Annotated in this window: 17 protein-coding genes and 3 pseudogenes; all 20 read right to left on the bottom strand. The window is 45.7% G+C overall.

What is annotated here, in order from left to right:
• Positions 1–140 precede the first annotated feature (140 nt).
• The 20 genes and pseudogenes from FU659_RS19330 to FU659_RS19235 all read right to left on the bottom strand — a co-directional run bounded on the left by FU659_RS19330 (position 141) and on the right by FU659_RS19235 (position 18,665).
• Entirely contained in the window at positions 141–353 is a 213-nt protein-coding gene (locus FU659_RS19330) for a hypothetical protein (protein WP_147949071.1), read from the bottom strand.
• 67 nt (positions 354–420) lie between these two features.
• Positions 421–1,428 (bottom strand): annotated as a pseudogene (locus tag FU659_RS19325) (LLM class flavin-dependent oxidoreductase).
• Positions 1,429–1,607: 179 nt separating this feature from the next.
• On the bottom strand, positions 1,608–2,102 hold the full coding sequence (locus tag FU659_RS19320; RefSeq protein ID WP_147949070.1) for a GNAT family N-acetyltransferase: 495 nt from the start codon (positions 2,100–2,102) through the stop codon (positions 1,608–1,610).
• Positions 2,103–2,107: 5 nt separating this feature from the next.
• Positions 2,108–2,835, bottom strand: a pseudogene (locus tag FU659_RS39350) (LLM class flavin-dependent oxidoreductase); the annotation flags it as partial.
• A 53-nt stretch (positions 2,836–2,888) separates the two neighbouring features.
• Complete coding sequence (locus tag FU659_RS19310) at positions 2,889–3,116, bottom strand: hypothetical protein (RefSeq protein ID WP_315971336.1); 228 nt, start codon at positions 3,114–3,116, stop codon at positions 2,889–2,891.
• Positions 3,058–4,182, bottom strand: coding sequence for an N-methyl-L-tryptophan oxidase (gene solA / locus FU659_RS19305; protein WP_261807920.1), 1,125 nt, complete (start codon positions 4,180–4,182; stop codon positions 3,058–3,060). Before solA ends, FU659_RS19310 begins: the two co-directional genes overlap by 59 nt.
• 32 nt (positions 4,183–4,214) lie before the next feature.
• Positions 4,215–4,682, bottom strand: coding sequence for a DinB family protein (locus tag FU659_RS19300; protein ID WP_147949068.1), 468 nt, complete (start codon positions 4,680–4,682; stop codon positions 4,215–4,217).
• 18 nt (positions 4,683–4,700) lie between these two features.
• Positions 4,701–5,453, bottom strand: a complete 753-nt coding sequence (locus FU659_RS19295; RefSeq protein ID WP_147949067.1) for an amino acid ABC transporter ATP-binding protein — start codon at positions 5,451–5,453, stop codon at positions 4,701–4,703.
• Entirely contained in the window at positions 5,450–6,160 is a 711-nt protein-coding gene (locus FU659_RS19290) for an amino acid ABC transporter permease (RefSeq protein WP_147949091.1), read from the bottom strand. The genes FU659_RS19295 and FU659_RS19290 overlap by 4 nt, the downstream gene beginning before the upstream one ends.
• 10 nt (positions 6,161–6,170) lie before the next feature.
• On the bottom strand, positions 6,171–6,869 hold the full coding sequence (locus FU659_RS19285) for an amino acid ABC transporter permease (RefSeq protein ID WP_147949066.1): 699 nt from the start codon (positions 6,867–6,869) through the stop codon (positions 6,171–6,173).
• Positions 6,869–7,741: a transporter substrate-binding domain-containing protein gene (locus tag FU659_RS19280; protein WP_147949065.1), complete on the bottom strand. Its 873-nt coding sequence runs from the start codon at positions 7,739–7,741 to the stop codon at positions 6,869–6,871. The genes FU659_RS19285 and FU659_RS19280 overlap by 1 nt, the downstream gene beginning before the upstream one ends.
• 153 nt (positions 7,742–7,894) lie before the next feature.
• Positions 7,895–9,952: an ABC transporter ATP-binding protein gene (locus FU659_RS19275; protein WP_187274255.1), complete on the bottom strand. Its 2,058-nt coding sequence runs from the start codon at positions 9,950–9,952 to the stop codon at positions 7,895–7,897.
• A gap of 24 nt (positions 9,953–9,976) precedes the next feature.
• The gene (locus FU659_RS19270) at positions 9,977–10,864 is read right to left on the bottom strand and encodes an ABC transporter permease (protein WP_147949063.1); all 888 of its coding nucleotides are present in this window, start codon (positions 10,862–10,864) and stop codon (positions 9,977–9,979) included.
• A gap of 35 nt (positions 10,865–10,899) precedes the next feature.
• Positions 10,900–11,826, bottom strand: a complete 927-nt coding sequence (locus FU659_RS19265; protein WP_147949062.1) for an ABC transporter permease — start codon at positions 11,824–11,826, stop codon at positions 10,900–10,902.
• A gap of 21 nt (positions 11,827–11,847) precedes the next feature.
• Positions 11,848–13,503 (bottom strand): ABC transporter substrate-binding protein, encoded by a 1,656-nt coding sequence (locus FU659_RS19260; protein ID WP_147949061.1) that lies wholly within the window; start codon positions 13,501–13,503, stop codon positions 11,848–11,850.
• A gap of 30 nt (positions 13,504–13,533) precedes the next feature.
• Positions 13,534–14,861, bottom strand: a pseudogene (locus tag FU659_RS19255) (LLM class flavin-dependent oxidoreductase).
• A gap of 54 nt (positions 14,862–14,915) precedes the next feature.
• Complete coding sequence (locus FU659_RS19250; protein WP_147949060.1) at positions 14,916–16,250, bottom strand: LLM class flavin-dependent oxidoreductase; 1,335 nt, start codon at positions 16,248–16,250, stop codon at positions 14,916–14,918.
• A 46-nt stretch (positions 16,251–16,296) separates the two neighbouring features.
• Positions 16,297–17,310 carry an LLM class flavin-dependent oxidoreductase gene (locus tag FU659_RS19245; protein ID WP_147949059.1) on the bottom strand — a complete coding sequence of 338 codons (1,014 nt, stop codon included), beginning with the start codon at positions 17,308–17,310 and terminating at the stop codon, positions 16,297–16,299.
• A gap of 131 nt (positions 17,311–17,441) precedes the next feature.
• Positions 17,442–18,335: a LysR family transcriptional regulator gene (locus FU659_RS19240; RefSeq protein WP_147949058.1), complete on the bottom strand. Its 894-nt coding sequence runs from the start codon at positions 18,333–18,335 to the stop codon at positions 17,442–17,444.
• A 33-nt stretch (positions 18,336–18,368) separates the two neighbouring features.
• Positions 18,369–18,665, bottom strand: a complete 297-nt coding sequence (locus FU659_RS19235; protein WP_147949057.1) for an HPr family phosphocarrier protein — start codon at positions 18,663–18,665, stop codon at positions 18,369–18,371.
• Positions 18,666–18,821: the final 156 nt, after the last annotated feature.

Below are 18,821 nucleotides of genomic sequence, written 5' to 3'. Positions count from 1 at the left end.
TATTAGCAGCGGTACGATGCCACTCATTCGATTTCTCAAACACCACATATACCCAAAAACACAAAAACAAATATTTTCATTTTATTGAAAAAAGCCTAATGAAGTGCTATCTCAGCATCTCATTAGGCTCTATCAAACTTTTATTTTTGTTCGCGATTCACTCGTGCTTGCCGTTCCACCCAGGTCTCACGATTCATTCTTTTCACCTGATTAATGGGGTTGGAAAGATCGATAACTTCTACCTTATGTGTCTCAGGTTGTGAAGCAGCGAGCTTCTCTTTATAACCAGTCCCAGGAGCTGGTCCACCACCGCCGTTGCGCTTTCCTTTATTCCATACTCTGCCTTTACTCATTTCACCACTCCACTATCTTTTGTATCAGTGTAATGGGAATAGCCTCAAAAGGCAAATCACAAATCAATTATCCCTGCAGCTCAAAAGCCTCCGCTAGCAAACGATAAGAATGTATTCTCGCAGGAATGTCGTGGATCGGTGAAACAACCATGATTTCATCCGCTTTGTAGGCTTCATTCAGTTTCAGGATTTCTTCCTTCACACGATGTGGCGTTCCCACGATCCGTTTATGCCTGGCTCCGCGAATTTGCGCCAAATCATTCTCCGTGTATGGATAGTTCATCGCGGTGTCCACAGATGGGAAAGCTGGCAATAAACTGCCTTTTCCGAGGGATAGGAAAAACAAGTCTGTGCTTGTCGCCAGACGATTCGCTTCTTCTTCCGTATCCGCACAAATGACTAAAACGGCTGCAAGTGAATGCGGCTGCTCGTTTAATTGTGAAGGCTGAAAATTCTCGCAATAAATACGTAAAGCCTGCTCACAGTCCGCATTTCCAAAAAACTGGGCAAAAGCGAACGCAGCCCCTTGCTCCGCGGATATTCTCGCACTGTCATAAGAAGAACCTAAAAGCCAAATTTCTGGTGCTGTCTCTATCATCGGAGGCCGCGTGTAAGGCAGCAAAGCGATGGTTCGCGGGTAATGAATCATGCAGATATCCGGTCAGATCTGCTACCTGCTGCGGTATTGATCAACACCCGTGTATTTCCCTTCCTGCAAGGCGCGGGTGGAAATCGGCATTCCACCAGGTGCTCGCCCAAGCCCAACATCGATCCGTCCTGGATGTAAGGCTTCCAACAAACGAAAATTTTCCGCCACCTTATAGGCGCTATAGTGCGGCATCATAATGCCGCCGGAGCCTAAGCGGATTCGCTCTGTTTTAGCTGCTAGATGGGCAATCAGCACCTCTGGGCTTGAGTGAGCAAGTGCTTGTGAAGCATGATGTTCAGACACCCAAAAACGGCTGTAACCAAGCTTATCCGCTTCTTGCGCCAATGCCGTCGTTTCAGCCAGCGTCTGCGCGGCAGTACGACCTTCTCCTATTTGTGATTGGTCCAATATCCCCAATTTTAACATCTTCGATCACCTCATCTTAACTGTAACATATTCGAGCACAGAATAGCAAAAAGAGCCGCTGGCTAAGGTGAACTCCCCACACTTCCCTCTAAAAAAAACGGTTTTTTTCTTTCAAAACAAAAAACAGCCAGAACCTCTCCTGACTGCCTTTCTATATCTCTGCCCTTTCTCAATCCTAATCAAGCCAGCTGCTCTTGCTGAATTAACGTCTTTTTCAAAAAAATGAGGACATCTGAATCCCCGAGTGGTCTTTCAAAAAACGCTTCATAGCCCTTGCGCTCATACATCGGCAGCAACCAAGGATGCTTCTTCGAAGTAGCCAACACAACGCCTTTTTCCAATAATGTATCGCGCACGACTACCTCTTCCACATAGGTGAGAAGTCGATTGCCTACGCCCTGATTTTTGTATTCCGGTCGAACTGCGAACCAGTACAAAAAAGGAAGATCCGTCACTTCCTCCAGATTTTTCATGGATATCGTTGCTGCCATTTTGCCATCTATCTCTAACACGTAGGTGGAATTATGAATGATATTTTCTGTAATCATATTTAGATCCGCATGGGCCGCCCGAAACGAAATTCCCAGATCGCGTATCGTCTCATAGGCTTCTGTAATCACTTGAAGATGCTCTTCAGCATCCTGAATGTTGGCTAATCGAAAAATTTCACTCATCTTGGTCACCTTCCTTTTTGAAATTGGTTGGCCGGGATACGGAGTTCAAAATGCTCCCGTAAAGTCGTTCCCTCATACTCATAACGTAAAAGACCTCTGTCCTGCAATATAGGCACAACATCGTCAACGAAATCCTGCAGCCCGCTTGGCAGCAAGGGTGTCATGAGCATGAAACCGTCTGCTGCATCTTCGTTAAACCAGGTTTCCATACTGTTTGCGATATGTTCAGCAGTGCCGACGAACGCCTCGTCGCTATAAGATCTTGTCAGCAAAGAATAAAGCTGGCGCAGCGTTGGGTTTTCCTTTGCAATAATGCCTTGGAATCGTATAAATTCGTACCGAACACGAGGAAGCTCATGCAAACCAATATCTCTGGATCGCGTTTCCAGCGTATGCCGACTGAAATCGAAACTATTTTACGCCCTGCAGCAGCCACCTTGCTTTTAAACGATTGATAAAAAGCCTTGGCTTCTTCCATATTGTTTTTATGCGAAAAAATAATTTCAGCCGAACGCGCGGCGAACTGCTGCCCGGCTTCAGAAGAGCCTGCCTGCACCAGAACAGGATGACCTTGCGGTGAACGACCGATGTTGAGAGGACCTTGGACAGAGAAAAAGGCTCCCTTATGATCGATACGATGCAGCTTTTCTCGATCGTAGAATTGACCGCTCGCCTGATCGCGGATGAACGCATCGTCTTCCCATGAATCCCATAGCCCCCTAACTGGACTAACTCCAGAATTCCATCCACACGCGGCTTGATGAACGACTTAGCCATTCCTGCAGCTTACAAGGGGAATGCAACATTTTGAAAGACCGTTCTCGCATCCAACAAATTAAATTGTTGAAAAATCATGCCGATCTTCCTGCGCGCTTCGCGCAGCTCTTTCTTATTCAAATCGGTAATCACCTTGTCTCCGATGACGATACGTCCGGAATCCGGCTCCTCAAGTCGATCACCTCGTATGTGCGTGTAGGTTCTGAAATCGGGATAAAGCAAAGGGCGTAATATCATGCTTTGTTCTGCTTTCGCGTGTCAGATCGGACAATATTTCACCGACAACGCTAGCAAATTTAAACCCGTGCCCAGAGAAGCCTCCCGCCACAAAAACATGAGCATGCTCAGGATGACGGTCAATAATGAAATGCTCGTCTGGCGTAAATTCATATTTGCACACAGCTCCGCGATTGACCTTGCCTGCCGCTTGCGGCAGGAAGGCTTCCAGTGCTTGCCGTAAATCTCTTTCATCGTCCTCGTAATGTCCGAAGGGCTCGAAGGGCATACCAGGCTTCCATAGCTGACCAGCATCATGCCGGCCAATCTTCACGCCTGAGCCATTAATACTGGGAAAGCCATAAAAACCGCCGTTTTCCGCGCCAAAAGTAAAGCCAGGAAATTGAGCTGAATCGTACAGCTCAGGATCCGAGTTGAACCAGGCAACAGCTTTGCGTACAGACCGAATAGGAAGCTCGATGATCGAGTCCAATTCACTAAACCATGCACCTGTGGAAAGAATTAAACGGTCGGCATGGTAAGTACCGTCAAACGTTTGAACTGTCACGCCATGAGGTTCCACCTGGATACGGCTAATAGCTGTATTCACCAACAGTCTCGCACCTAGCGCCAACGCTTGTTGACGATATCCGCGAACACAGGCTTCGCTATGCAAAAAGCCGGCATTTTTTTCATATAGACCCACGTAGGACTCTGGCGCTCTTACCCCAGGCCAGCGTCGATGAATCTCGTCTGCATCCAATCTTTCAACCTGAAGACCAAACGCCTCCGTTGACTTCCATTTATTCCCTGAATCCGAAGCACTCATATTTAACACGCCACTTCGAGTGAGCAATTGCTGCCCACTCGCTGCTTCAAGTTCCTGCCAGAGCTCGTCGGCTCGCAGTGCCATAGCCGTATAAGTTGGGCTGCCAGTATAGGCATGCCGAATGAGACGCGTTTCCCCATGGTGACTTCCAGCCACATGAGGCGGATCAAACTTATCAATTAATAACGTCTTGACGTTATTTTTAGCCAAGTGGTAGCCGGCACTCATTCCCATGGAGCCAGCTCCAACAACAATCACATCATATGAGGTTGGTATATGTCCTCTCCTCCTTACTTATAGGCTTGTTTAATCCGATCAATCTGCGACAAATGCACGCCTACATGATCCACGAAAGAGTGATACAAATCGGAAATCGTCAGTGTCTTCCCTTGCACATTCACCCCGGATTTCTCCCAGTCCTCAGCCGACAAACGTTTGAAGAAAAGCGTATTATAGGTGAGTAGAGCCTGATAGACTGCCAATACTTCCTCCGCCGAGCTTTCATTCGCTTTCGAATGACTAACCCACGGATCTTGATCAAAGGCGGGAATCTGCACATCCAATTCCGCAACAATTTTACGAATTCGAAACGACGTTATGATGCTATGATCCGCGAGATGAGAAAGCACCTCGACAACGCTCCATTTGCTTTCAGATGCTTTCCAATGCAGTTCTTCCTCGCTTAAACCCGCAATGGCTGAACGAAGCTGCTCATACGTATTCGTAAATTTTTGAAGATCAATAACGCTTTTACTCATGATAACGCCTCCCAATAATTAAATGACATAGCTCCATTCTGGTGTAACGCGTTTCAAAAATTGCTTGGTTCTCTCTTCCTTCGGCCGGACGAACAATTCTTCCGGTTGCCCTTCTTCCACAATAACACCGCCGTCCATAAACACAACATGGCTGGATACCTCTCTTGCAAAACCAACCTCATGCGTCACAATAATCATCGTGACCCCTTCGTTTGCAACTTTCCGTATCACGGTTAATACTTCTCCGACGAGCTCAGGGTCCAGTGCAGATGTCGGTTCATCGAATAAAATTACCTCAGGATTCAAAGCAAGCGCACGAGCGATCCCTACACGCTGCTGCTGGCCGCCTGAGAGCTGGCTTGGATAGGCATCCACTTTATCGGAAAGGCCGACTTTGTGGAGGACCTCCAAGCTTTTTCTTTTCGCTTCTTCTTTCGGCTGCTTTTGAGCAATAATCAGTCCCTCCATGACATTTTCCAGAACGGTCTTGTGCTTGAATAAATTATAATGTTGGAAAACCATCGCTGTTTTCCTACGAAGCTGCAGAATGTCGTGTTTGCTTGGATGTTTGCCGCTGATGCTGAAATCACCGATAGACACCTCGCCATCATTAGGCTTCTCCAAGAAGTTCACACAGCGCAGCAGGGTCGTTTTGCCAGAACCGCTGGGTCCCAAAATAGCGACAACATCGCCTTTTTCCACCGTTAAATGAATGCCGTTCAGCACCTTATTTTTACCAAAGGACTTATGAATGTTCGTTAACTGAATCATGCGACACCTCCTCGATTGTATACCGTAACTTTTTTCTCCAAAAATGAGGTCAGTTTTTCCGCCAGCAGCGTCAGCCCCCAATAAATAAACGCGGCAGCAATATAGGCCTCCAGAAATTTTAAGCTGACGGACGCTACGACACTGGCTTTTCCCAAAAGCTCCATCTGCGATACCGTAAAGGCAAGCGACGATGTGTGCAAAAAACCAACGAAAATATTACATAAATTCGGCAAAATGACGCCAACCGCCTGCGGGACAATAATACGCCAAAGCGCTTGCGGCGTCGTCATCCCGATTGCATAAGCAGCCTCAATCTGACCACGATTTACGGATAAAAGACCGGAACGAATAATTTCCGACATATAGGCACCCGCTGTAATCGAGAAGGCCGTTAATACAATAAGCAAGGAGGGAATAGAGGAGGATTTAAACCCCCAGCCAAAATACACAGAGAGACGATCAATGACCAGCGGTAATCCCCAATAGATAACTAAGATATGCAGCAGAATCGGCGTTCCGCGTAAAAAAGACACATAGAAATCTAACACACGATAGATGTATTTAACTTTATAAATACGAACAAGCGCCGTTATAATGCCGATGCCAAAGCCGATCACAAGAGGGATGAAAGTCAGCACCAACGTAAGCGGCAGCGCCTTCAAAATTTCAAAAAAAGCGGTATAAATAAACACAACGTCAATTTTAATCGTTCTCACCTCACCCTGCTAACGGACGCTCATGCCTTTGCAGCCTGAACTCCGAAATTTTAAATACTTTCTCAAAAATTAATACGGTGATGTAATAAATAATGGTTAAACTGATATACACTTCAAGCGCATGCGCTGTAGAGGCTATCAGTGTTTGGCCCCGCCCCATCATATCCATGACACCGATCGAGAAGGCTAGTGATGTGTCTTTGAGAAAGCCAATGACGGAATTCGCAAAGTTAGGGAAGGCAATAAGCAAAGCTTGCGGGACCACAATTCTGAAAAAAGACTGCGTCCCCGTCAACCCCACAGCATATGCCGCTTCGGTCTGACCCCGGTCGACTGCATTAACAGCCGCCCGGATATTTTCAGATTTGAATGCTGCAATGCTTAAGCCATAGGTTGCAATAACGAAATAGATCGGATCCCACCGCGAGATATTAATATGAACGATTTCAAGCAGCATCGGTAATCCATAGAAAACAAGGAACAATTGAATCAGAATTGGTGTCCCCCGAATAAACGAGACATACACAATGGCGATTTGACTGAGTACTGGAATGTTGTAAAGTCTTGTCAATGCAATTAATAATCCGAGCGCGAAACCGATTGCCAGGGAAGCAACCAAAATCAGCAAGGTCAGCGGCAAATAATATAAAAGCTTCGGCAGAAAGTCAGCAACGAGCGTAATATCGAATGATTTTCCCATTAGTTCCCCACAGAGTAGTCGGCTCCCAACCACTGTGTACTAAGTTTACTAAGCGTTCCATCCGCTTTAATCGCCTTTAACGTATCATCAATTTTTTTCTTCAAATCTTCTTCATCCTTGCGTAAAATGAAGTAAATTTTAGAGTTAGAAAGTGGCTCTCCTACCGTTTTCAATTGCGCATCTACGGATTTATTCACGAAATCGATAGCAAATTGCGTACTGATGGACGCATCTGCACGACCTGCCTTAATTTGTGTTTTAGCGTCTTCACCTGCACCCGTATAGACAATGTTTATGCCTGTATTATGCTCTTTGTTATATTTCTCTGCTAGGACGGCAGCATTGCTTGTTGCTGTAACTAGCAGCTTCTTGCCTTTCAAATCGTCAATTGATTTAATATCCTTATTGTCTTTATGAACGATAATTTTGTTCGGGAAAATATTGTAGGCCTCATCGTTAAAAAGGAACTTTTGCTTTCTTTCATCATTTACTTCCATTTGGTGAGCAATAAAATCAATTTTATTCGTCTCTAAGCTAAGAAGTAAGTTTTTGAATTCCATTGTTTTGAATTCAAATTCGTATTCAGGAAGGCGTTTATTAATTTCTTTGACAAGTTCTACATCGTAACCTGTTAAATTGCCTTTATCGTCAAGAAAGCAAATGTTTGGAAACTGTGTACCTGTGCCCACAACGATTTTCTTTACGGCTTTTGGTGCGGCTGTGGCTGCTTGTGCCGTTGGGGTTGAGGTTGCCGCTGCCGTCGCAGCTGCTTGAGCTGCCGGCGTCGTGCTTGCTGTTTTGGACTGGGTCGCGCAACCTGCCACGAAAGTTAATGTTAATAAAACGGATGACAAAATCGTTAATTTTTTCATAATAATCCTCCAAATTTTATATTTGTTTTTAATATTATTATTCACATGTGTTAACTATGTATTAAATCAAGAGAATACTCACGCCAATTCCTCCTGAGTCTTCATACAAATTCTCATCCGGTCTTAACGTGAGGTATGTGTCGTTTTTTTTTCTTACAAAGGGTAATGACAGGCCGTCCAATGTCCTTGGCGAATCTGGAGAAGCTCAGGTTGTTCCATCTTGCATCTTGTCGTAGCTGCTGGACACCTTGTATGAAACCTGCAGCCTGACGGTGGATTCGCCGGAGAAGGTATTTCTCCTTCAATCGCAAACCAATCTCTTTTTCTGGAAGGATCGGTAGATGGAACCGAGGAAAGCAGTCCCTTCGTGTAGTGGTGCGCCGGATGAAGGAACAACTCCTCACTCGGTGCAATCTCTACGAGCTTGCCTAAATACATAACCCCGATGCGATCGGATAAATGCCTGACAATGTTTAAACCATGCGCGATAAATAAATACGTTAATCCCAGCTTTTTCTGCAAATCCTGCATCAGATTCACAATTTGAGCCTGCACCGAAACATCGAGCGCGGATACAGCTTCATCGGCAAGAATGAACTGAGGATTCAGCGCGATCGCTCTGGCGATACCAATTCTTTGTCTTTGTCCGCCAGAAAATTCGTGAGGGAAACGATCATACGCCATACGGTCCAGCCCTACTACTTCCAATAATTCCTCTATCTTGGCTCGCCGTTCAGCATTGCTTAACGATTCGTGTACGTCAAAAGGTTCGCCAATAATATCTCCAACTTTAAGACGAGGATTTACGGAGCCATAAGGATCTTGAAAAATGATTTGCATATCACGCCTAGTTGCCTGAAGCCCTTTGGCCGTCAGTTTGGATAAATCGTGCCCGCCAAAAAGCACCTGCCCCTGCGTCGCCTTCTCTAGCTGGAGCAGCACCCTGCCGAGTGTCGATTTACCGCTTCCGGATTCACCAACTAATCCGAAAGTCTCTCCCTTATGTATCGAAAAAGAAACGTCGTCAACTGCTCGAATATAGGATTTCACACGCTGTAGAGTCCCTTTTCCGACTGGATAAAATTTGCTTATCCCTCTCACTTCAAAGAGCTTCTCCTTATCACCTTCTCGCACAGCAGCTGCTGGATATGGATTTGGTTCTCCAACTGTTTCCGCTGTTTCTTTGACCAAAGACGCAGAATCCGTGCGCACCGTTTGCTGAAGCCACCCTTCTAACTGAACAAGCTCCTCGACATGCCAGCATGCGGTTTGCCTGCCATCCATATGGCGGAGTGGCGGATCGTCTTTCCTGCAGTGTTCTGTTGCATACGGACATCTGGGGTGAAAGCTGCAGCCTGTTGGCAATGCCGTTAAACTCGGAATCGATCCCTCAATGGAAAATAATCGTGTGCTTCGATCGTTATCCATCGTTGTTATAGAACGAAGCAAGCCCCTTGTATAAGGATGATGAGGTTTTGCAAATAACTGCTGAACCGTAGCTTGCTCGACGATTTTCCCCGCATACATGACAACTATGCGATCCGCCATCTCGGCGGCAATGCCCATATCATGGGTAATAAGCAATATCGACATCTGAAATTCAGTTTTCAGTTCCTGCAGCAAATGGAGAATTTGCGCTTGAATCGTAACATCAAGCGCAGTCGTCGGCTCATCGGCAATGAGCAGTTGGGGTCCACAGGCCAGTGCCATGGCAATCATCGCTCGCTGCAGCATACCACCCGAAAGTTCACCTGGATATTGCTTCATCCGGATCTCTGGCTCCGGAATCCCTACACGCTGCAATAAGTGAACAGCACGCTCCCAAGCTTGCGCTTGATTGCCTTGCTTATGCTGCACAATGACTTCTATGATCTGACTTCCGATCGTAAATACGGGATCGAATGCAGCCATAGGCTCTTGGAAAACCATGGCCATTTTCTTTCCGCGTAAGGCTTGAAGTTCCTTTTGCGATAAAGTCGTCAGATCTTCCCCATCAAGGACAATTTGACCACCGGCTATAGCTCCGTTCTCATAATCGATCAATCGCATAACTGACTTGGATGTGACCGATTTACCGCTACCGGATTCGCCAACCAGGCAGACCGTTTCTCCGAAACCAATGTTCAAAGAAATATCATGAATCGCCTTTACAACACCTTTTTTTGTTGTGAATTCGACACTCAGATTTTCAATTTCAAGCAACTGCTTCAATATATGCCACCTCCTCTGCTAAGCTCATCTTTGCTTGGGATCCATGGCGTCGCGGAGTTTATCTCCGATCAGATTAACAGAAAGCACGAACAAAGTAATGGCAAGACCCGGGAATGTGCATATCCACCAAGCGACTGTCAAATAACCGCGACCTTGCGATAGAAGTGCTCCCCAATCCGGTATTTCTTTAAGTACGCCCAATCCCAGAAAACTTAATCCGGCACCTACCAATATCGATGATCCAAGACCAATTGTCGCCATGACCAAAAGCGGAGACCACGCATTGGACAGCACATGCCGGAAAAATATCCGGATATTCGAAGCCCCAATAGAACGCGAAGCCGTAACAAAGGATCGATTCTTAATACTAAGAATTTGTCCTCTCATCACCCTGGCATATTGAGGAATCGCAGATGCCGCAACGGCGAAAACGATATTGATCAAATGAGGTCCTAGGGCAGCGGCAATCGCCAACGCTAACAAAATACCGGGGATCGTCATCAACACATCGACAAATCGCATGAAAATCGTGTCCAATATCCCGCCAATATATCCAGATAAGGCTCCAATTAATCCCCCGATAAGCGCTCCAGTGATCACTGAAGCGAAGCCAATAAACAACGAATCCCTACTGCCATACACAACAACACTGAATACATCTCTTCCAAAATAGTCCGTACCGAACAGATGTGCTTTGCTAGGTCCGCTTAAAATAGCGTCTGTCAACATCGCCGTTGGGGCATAAGGAGCAATCCATTGAGGGACAATTGCGCAGCCTAAAATAAACAACGTAACGATACCTGCACAATAAACGAAAACATCTGTAACGGAAATTTTACTTATCGTTTTCGGTCGGCTAGTTCGAATCCTTTTATTTTGCCAAATGGCTTCTGCAGAAATCACTTCCTTCATAACCCATCTCCTCTCCGACTCATTTCTTTCCTCATTTATTGCACTTTTCGCACACGCGGATCAATGAAAACATACGAAATATCTACAAGTAAATTGATCACGACATAGATAATTGCCGAGAAAAAGACAACACCTTGGACAACAGGAATATCTTTGGACATGATCGCGTCAGCAAGGATTCTACCAATCCCTTGTCTGGAGAATACCGTTTCAATAACAACCGTTCCTGCCAGAAGATCACCGATATGAATACCAATGATCGTCACCGCAGGGATGAGTGCATTCCGCAGAGCATGTCTGTACATAACAAGCTTCTCTGACAGTCCTTTTGCGCGAAGCGTCACAATAAAGTGCTCATTGATGACTTCCAGCATCGAATTGCGAACCATTCGCACGATAAATCCGGCTCCCACGAAACCAAGCGCTAAGGACGGAAGCACAAGGGTTTCCCATCCTTTGGAACCCATCGCTGGGAACCAGCCTAAGGAGACAGAGAAGATCAGGATGAGTAAGATGCCTGACCAAAACGTCGGCATAGAAATACCGAATAAACCGACAATCCGAGCTACAACGTCTATCCAACGATTGCGGTGTATGGCCGAAAGTACGCCCAGTCCCACACCAATGATCGTTGAAATTAATGTACTGGCTAACGTAAGCGCCATTGTAGCGGGAAGATGCTTCAAAATTTTAGGCAGCACAGGTTCGCTGTTCAGTAAAGACTTTCCAAAACCCCCTTGAAAGATCGAACCCAAATACCTGCCAAATTGCACATAAAAGGGCTCATTTAATCCAAGCTGATGCCGCAAATTGGCAATCGCTTCCGGCGTCATGGACGAAGGATCAACCATAGAAAGAACAGGATCTCCCGGAAGAACATACAGAATACAAAATACGAGGATTAAGGAACCAAGTATGACCAGCAAGGAAACCAAAAGCCGCTCCGTTATTATCCTGCTCATGCCAAATAGCTCCTTATTTCATTATTTTTGGATAAACGCATCGTTGAAGAGCGGATAACCCAGAGAATCGAATTTCAATCCTTTTACCGTTTTGGATGCCGCTACCGTGTAAGGAAATACGTAAATCGGGATAATGACGGCATTATCGATAATCGACTTCTGAACTTTTTTATACAAATCAACTCGTTTGGCATCATCGGCTTCAATCGCACCTTGCTCCAGCCATTTATCGACCTGTGGATCGGCATTGCCTGGTAAACTTGGACGGGCCTTCGGATCACTTGTATGATAGAACGCATATAAGGCATTCGGGTCTGAATTCACCTGACTATTGCCGTAAATATCATAAGCTCCCTTCGTATAAACCACATTTGCCGTATCTTTCGTAATTTCGACTTCGACAACAATACCTACCTGTTTCAATTGCTGCTGGATAATGACCGCAATATCGTTGCGTTTCTCACGATTCGGTGAACCATCCACATAATGAAGCGTGAGCTTCTTGCCATCCTTCTCGCGAACACCATCCGCGCCTTTCACCCATCCAAGTTCATCCAGCAGCTTATTGGCTTTGGCGATGTCTGGCTTAACCCCGTTTTCAAGGGAGTTGTCATAACCGATTACTCCAGGTGTAAGTGGTGACCACGCTCTTGCATAAGTTCCTAAATATAATGTTTTAACAATGGCATCCACGTCAATAGCTGCTTGCAGCGCTTGTCTGGCCTTCACATCACCCCATGGAGCTTTGCGTTGATTAATAAATAGCGTGTACGGTAAACCGGTCGTGTTCACTTGGTAAACTTGCACATTCGGATCGCTTTTCAAAGAAACAATATTTTGCGGGGGTACCGTTTCACCTGCCAGCACTTGTTTGCTTTGCACGCTGCCGACACGCGTCGCTTCCTCTGGAACGATACTGAAGGTAATTTGGTCCAGATAAGACTTTCCTTTGTTAGCTACAATGTCCGGAGCCCAATTGTAATCAGGGCTGCGTTTGACTTGGATCGTCGCATTTTCTTCCCATTTCACGAATGAAAAAGGACCGCTGCCTACCGGATTTTTTCCGAACTGATCACCATATTTTTTCGCTGCCGTCGGCGATACGATACCTAATAAAGCTTGGCTAAGATTGCCTAGGAAGGCTCTCGAAGGTGTCTCCAGATTGATTTTGATTGTAGAATCATCAATAACCTCGGAAGATTTGTAAGGCTTGATAAGCGCCACAGAGTTAGCCGCTTTCGTTGCCGGATCGAGAATCCGATCATAGCTATATTTGACAGCTTCCGCATTGAATGGCGTACCGTCATGGAACTTTACATCTTTACGCAATTTGAACGTATAGCTAAGTCCATCCGGAGAAACCGTCCATTCCGTGGCTAGCCACGGTTTGATGGAACCATCCGGCAATTGAACGACTAGGCTGTCATAAATAGTTCGAATCACTCTGACGGCTACCGCAAGTCCGCTGCGATGCGGGTCTAGCGTGTCCGGCGAAGTGGCAAGCGCATAAGTAAGATCGCCGCCAACCACTGCCGCCTGCTTCGCTTCTTTGGCATTCGGTGATGAAGCACCCGTATTTTCACTGCTGTTCTTAGCGCTGCCGCATCCTGTCAGAGCTAAAATAATAGCTAATGATAAAGCACTGTATGCGACCCAACCCTTTGATCTTCTCACCATGTAACACTCCCCCATGTATGTAAATACGGTTTATTTCGTTATAGCTTCTTTCGTGTATCGATTTGCCGGAATGGAAATTCCCAAGTTCCCGCGAAGCGTATCCGCCTCGTACTCCGTGCGGTAAATTCCTCGTTCTTGCAAAATAGGAACAACAAGCTCCACAAAATCATCCAGCGCGTGAGGCACCGTCGTGCGAATCACAAACCCGTCAGCAGCCTCTTCCTCGAACCATCTTTGGACCAAATCAGCTATATATGCTGGCGATCCAATAAACTCGCTTCTTGGCGTCGATGCGCGAATCGCGACTTGACGCAGCGTCAATGATGCTTTTTCGCCTCGCTTTTTATTTTGTCCGTCGTCGCTCTAAAGCTATTCGATCCGAAATCTCCGAGATCCGGGAACGGTTCATCCAGCGCGTACTGGGTAAAATCATGATGTTCAAAAAATCGTCCCAAGTAATCAAGTGCATTCTGAATCGTGACCAGATTAGCAATTTCTTCATATTTACGTTCTGCCTCTTCCTGCGTTCGACCCACAATGGGGTTGATACCAGGGAAGATTAACAATTCGTCCGGGTTACGACCATAGGCAGCAGCACGTTGTTTAACATCCTGATAGAACCCCTTCGCTTCTTCAATGGATTCATGTGCCGTATAGACAGCTTCAGCCGTTCTTGCCGCCAAATCCCGACCTGATTCAGAAGAGCCTGCTTGGAAAACTACCGGATGTCCCTGTCGGGAGCGACCGATATTGAGTGGGCCTTGAACGGAGAAAAAGGTTCCCTTATGATTCAACGTATGCAATTTGCTCGGATCGAAGAAAACGCCAGACGCTTTATCTCTCACAAATGCATCATCTTCCCAAGAATCCCATAACCCTTTAACGACCTCAACATACTCTTCAGCAATCCGATACCTCAGCTCATGAGCAGGGTGCTCACCTTTGCCAAAGTTTTTCGCAGAGCCTTCGAGTGGAGATGTCACGACATTCCACCCTGCACGACCGCCGCTAATATGATCTAGTGATGAGAATTGACGCGCTACTGTGAATGGCTCGCTGTACGAGGTCGACAATGTCGCTACAAATCCGATATGTTCCGTAACGGCAGCAAGTGCGGAAAGAATCGTTAACGGCTCAAAGCGATTTAAGAAGTGCGGATTGGATTTCTCGTTAATATATAAGCCATCGGCTATAAACACGAAATCAAGCTTTCCAGCCTCCGCCACAAGTGCTTGCTGCTTGTAATAGTCCAAGCTGATGCTGGCATCGGAAGCCACCTCCGGATGCTTCCAGATCGACATACTATTGCCAACGCCACTAATATTGGCGCCTAATTTTAATTGTCTGCGTTTTGACATGGAAGATTCGCCTCTTTTCAATTTATTCCAGTATGTTAAGTCGGATTAAAAGGTTTACTTTGTGACTTTTTCTTTGGCGTACCGATTTGTCGGAAAAGGTAATCCAAGATTGCCACGAAGCGTATCTGCTTCATATTCCTTACGGTAAATACCTCGCTCTTGTAAGATAGGGATAACCAGATCCACAAAATCGCTTAACCCATTTGGAACGCCGGAACCGACGATAAAACCATCCGAAGCCCCACTTTCAAACCATTCTTGTATACGATCGGCAACTTGAATCGGCGTACCAATGAACAGTGGTCGCGGTGTAGCGGCTTGCAAAGCTACCTCACGCAGCGTCAATCCATGTTCTTTTGCATTTTGTTTTATACGATCTGTCGTGCTTTGAAAGCTGTTTTTGCCCAGATCACCTAAATCGGGAAATGGCGCATCTAGCTCATACTGCGTGAAATCATGGTGCTCGAAAAATCTGCCCAAATACGCAAGGGCATCTTGGACCGTAACCAGACTTGCCGTCTGCTGATATTTGCGTTCCGCTTCTTCTTCCGTCAAGCCGATAATCGGGCTAATCCCCGGCATCACAACGATTTCATCCCGGTTTCTGCCAAACCCTGCGGCCCGACCTTTCACATCCTCATAAAAGGCTATGGCGTCTTCCACCGTTGGATGGCCTGTAAAGATCGCATCCGCTTCTTTAGCTGCCAGGTTTTTACCGTCTTCCGATGAGCCTGCTTGGAAAACAACCGGTCTGCCTTGCTTGGATCTTCCTATATTGAGCGGCCCTTGGACCGAAAAGAATTCACCTTTGTGATCGAGACGATGCAGCTTCTCCGGATCAAAGAACACACCTGACTGTTTATCTCTTGTAAACGCATCATCTTCCCAAGAATCCCATAAGCCCTTGGCTACCTGCAAATATTCGGAAGCAATGCGGTACCGCTTCGGATGATCAGGATGATCCTCCAGCTTCTTATTATAGTTCAAAGCCGAGCCCTCCAGCGGTGACGTGACCACGTTCCAGCCTGCCCGACCTTGGCTAATATGATCCAATGAAGAAAACTGTCTGGACACGGTGAAGGGCTCACTATAAGAAGTCGATAATGTGCCAACCAAGCCAATTTTGGATGTAACAGCAGCCAAAGCGGAAAGAATCGTTAATGGCTCAAAACGATTGAGGAAGTGAGGAATCGATTTGTCATTAATGAATAAACCATCTGCGATAAATAGTAGATCAAATTTTCCTTCTTCTGCTTTCTGAGCTTGTTTTTTGTAATAAGAGAAGTTAACGCTGGCATCAACCACCGCATCTGGATGTTTCCAAGATGACATATTCCCGCCAACTCCGTGAATGATAGCACCAAGTTTAAGTTGTTTTTGTTTCGACATTATTTATAAACCTCCCTATTGGCTCCAGCCAGATAACTGATTTGATTTATACGGTAAGTTCCGAAAATGCTTCTTGTAAAAGAACAATCGCGCGCAACCTTTGCTTGAATTCTTGCATGGGGACCGTCAGAATAATTTCATCCAACTGATACGCTGCTTGAAGATCCAATAGCTTCCTGCGGACCGTTTCTTTGGAACCATGAATAATATTGGCTGCCTTTTCTTCAATTGTGTACTTCTCGTTTGATTGCTTGCCAAATTCCTCTGCCTGTTCAACCGTTTTAACCGTCAGGGTTCTGCCGCTTTCCAGATGAACCTTCACATTTTTGACATTGGCAGCAAGACTTTGCGCTTCTTCATCCGTGTCCGTTAAAATAACAGATACGGCTAGAATGGCCTGGGGTTTAGATCGGTCATTTTCCGAAAAATGCTGCCGGTACGAGGCAAAAGCTTTCTCAATGATCGACTCTTCCCCATTAATAAATTGTGCAAATACATAAGGGATCCCTAAGCTCGCAGCCAATTCTGTGCCCGACCCGCCTCCGCCCAGCAAAAATAATTTCGCAGGCTCATCGGTAAGCGGAACAGCTTTGATACCGTAAAGCTCGTGAGACTCATCCAGATCGTTATGCAGATATTGATGCAGCAAGACGAGTTTCTCAGACAACGGCGCCCCATTACCGGCCGATTCCAGCTGTAACGCCTTGGTCGACCGTGGTAGACCTCCTGGCGCTCGGCCGATGCCCAGATCCACACGTCCTGGTGCCAGTGATGCAAGCACATTGAAATTTTCTGCTACTTTGTAGGGACTGTAGTGCTGCAGCATAACCCCACCGGAACCAATTCGAATGCGATTCGTTTTGGCAAGCAGATAAGAAATGAGAACTTCCGGCGATGACCCTACAACACCTTCAGAATCATGATGTTCGGAAACCCAAAACCTATGATAACCAAGGGCCTCTGCTTGCTGAACCAATTCCAGCGTTTGTTGGAAAGCCTCAGAAGCTGTTAAACCCTCCCCGATAGGGGACTGATCGAGCAAGCCTAATCGTAGTGCCACTTCATCCCCTCCTCTCTTAAAATATAATTCCAATTGGTTTTGTCGGTATTAATATTTTCATTTACTGTATCACCCGCTCTTAGGTCGGTCAATCACTTATCAAGATGTTCTATACTTTAGATAGAACTCTTCTATGAAGCGCTTGTTTTCAAATGAATGACTTTGATTGCTTCCAGAAAAAGATGAGAAAAATCGATTTCCGCTTCTTTTAGAGAGATTAAATTCGTGCGTAAGGAAAGTCCGTTTAGTACGGGAATATGAATCGGTACGAGCAATCCTTCTTCCACTTCATTACGTACACAAAGTTCGGGAAGAAAGGATATCCCCATTCCTTTAACAACAAGCTTTTTCGCCGTTTCCAGATTATCAATTTGATATTCGATTTGAGGAGGATTTTCGAGAGTAGCAAATAAACGATGAATTTTCATCCAATCCAACGAACCGCATTCAAAAAACACAAGAGATTCACGGCTCACATCATCAATCGTAACGTTCTCTCGCTCAACAAAAGGATGGCGATGATGAACAAATAGTCGAATCGGATCTTCATAGTATCCAATGCTTTCTACATGCGGATGCGTCACATTTCGAACAAACCCAATATCCAGTTCTTTATTCAGGAGCTTCTCCAGAATGACCTCCGTAGGAGCCGTGCTTAACTTTATTTGCAGATGTTGGTACTTTTTTTTTATGATCGGCAATATTTCGGGAATGACATAATTGGATACAGAAACGGTGCTGCCAATTCTCAGTTCGTTGGGAGCTGTGTTCAAGCTTTGCAGCTGCTGTTTCCCTTTCTTATAGGTCAAAAGGATTTGTTGCGCATAGGGAAGAAACTGCTTCCCTTTTTCCGTCAATGTGAAGTTTCGGCCTTCTCTTTCAAACAACAACGTATTGAGTTCACGCTCCAAGGATTGAATGCGTGCCGTGACGGATGGCTGAGATAGGAACAACGCATCTGCGGCCTTATTGAAACTGTTAAAATGAATGACGTAGACAAATGCTTCCATGTTTTCTATATTCATGCCTGATGACTTCCTCTCTTGCTTCAACGAACATTATGAGCTTTGTGAGATCAGCTTGCGTAAGTTCCTATCCGTGCTTTGTAAATAAACAGAAACCTGATCGAACGCTTCCTGCGCATCCGTGCCATCTAATTGGAGGACAACAGCAGATTGGTCTCCGAGTGATAAACTAAGCGAAACGATGCCCAGCAGCCCTTTGGCGTTCAACATCTTCCCCTTCTTCCCCACATAAATATTGCAGGTATACCGATTCGCAATCGTTACAAATTCCAAAACACGATCAATCGTCCAAGGCTTATTCATAGCAAAAGTCCACTCGATTTTCATCATCTATTCCTCCCAACAATTTGGTAATCTCCATCGGCTCATACACTTTATGCAATTAAAAAAGGAGACACAAGCATCCCTAAGGATGAAAGCATCTCCAGTTGTCTGGTAGAATCCAATAATTCCGATATATTTACTTGTATTTAGATTATAGTGAGT

Source organism: Paenibacillus sp. N3.4, assembly GCF_008017805.1.
Lineage (GTDB): Bacteria > Bacillota > Bacilli > Paenibacillales > NBRC-103111 > Paenibacillus_E.
Note: the sequence above shows the minus strand (reverse complement) of the source record. Positions and strands in the feature narration are given on the sequence as shown.

Excerpts from the sequence above, each read along its gene's own strand:
- FU659_RS19300 (WP_147949068.1), bottom strand. The coding sequence starts at position 4,682 with ATGAGTAAAAGCGTTATTGATCTTCAAAAATTTACGAATACGTATGAG.
- FU659_RS19250 (WP_147949060.1), bottom strand. The coding sequence starts at position 16,250 with ATGTCGAAACAAAAACAACTTAAACTTGGTGCTATCATTCACGGAGTT.
- FU659_RS19285 (WP_147949066.1), bottom strand. The coding sequence starts at position 6,869 with ATGGGAAAATCATTCGATATTACGCTCGTTGCTGACTTTCTGCCGAAG.
- FU659_RS19260 (WP_147949061.1), bottom strand. The coding sequence starts at position 13,503 with ATGGTGAGAAGATCAAAGGGTTGGGTCGCATACAGTGCTTTATCATTA.
- FU659_RS19270 (WP_147949063.1), bottom strand. The coding sequence starts at position 10,864 with ATGAAGGAAGTGATTTCTGCAGAAGCCATTTGGCAAAATAAAAGGATT.
- FU659_RS19330 (WP_147949071.1), bottom strand. The coding sequence starts at position 353 with ATGAGTAAAGGCAGAGTATGGAATAAAGGAAAGCGCAACGGCGGTGGT.
- FU659_RS19280 (WP_147949065.1), bottom strand. The coding sequence starts at position 7,741 with ATGAAAAAATTAACGATTTTGTCATCCGTTTTATTAACATTAACTTTC.
- FU659_RS19295 (WP_147949067.1), bottom strand. The coding sequence starts at position 5,453 with ATGATTCAGTTAACGAACATTCATAAGTCCTTTGGTAAAAATAAGGTG.
- FU659_RS19310 (WP_315971336.1), bottom strand. The coding sequence starts at position 3,116 with ATGATATTACGCCCTTTGCTTTATCCCGATTTCAGAACCTACACGCAC.
- FU659_RS19235 (WP_147949057.1), bottom strand. The coding sequence starts at position 18,665 with ATGATGAAAATCGAGTGGACTTTTGCTATGAATAAGCCTTGGACGATT.
- FU659_RS19265 (WP_147949062.1), bottom strand. The coding sequence starts at position 11,826 with ATGAGCAGGATAATAACGGAGCGGCTTTTGGTTTCCTTGCTGGTCATA.
- FU659_RS19320 (WP_147949070.1), bottom strand. The coding sequence starts at position 2,102 with ATGAGTGAAATTTTTCGATTAGCCAACATTCAGGATGCTGAAGAGCAT.
- FU659_RS19240 (WP_147949058.1), bottom strand. The coding sequence starts at position 18,335 with ATGAATATAGAAAACATGGAAGCATTTGTCTACGTCATTCATTTTAAC.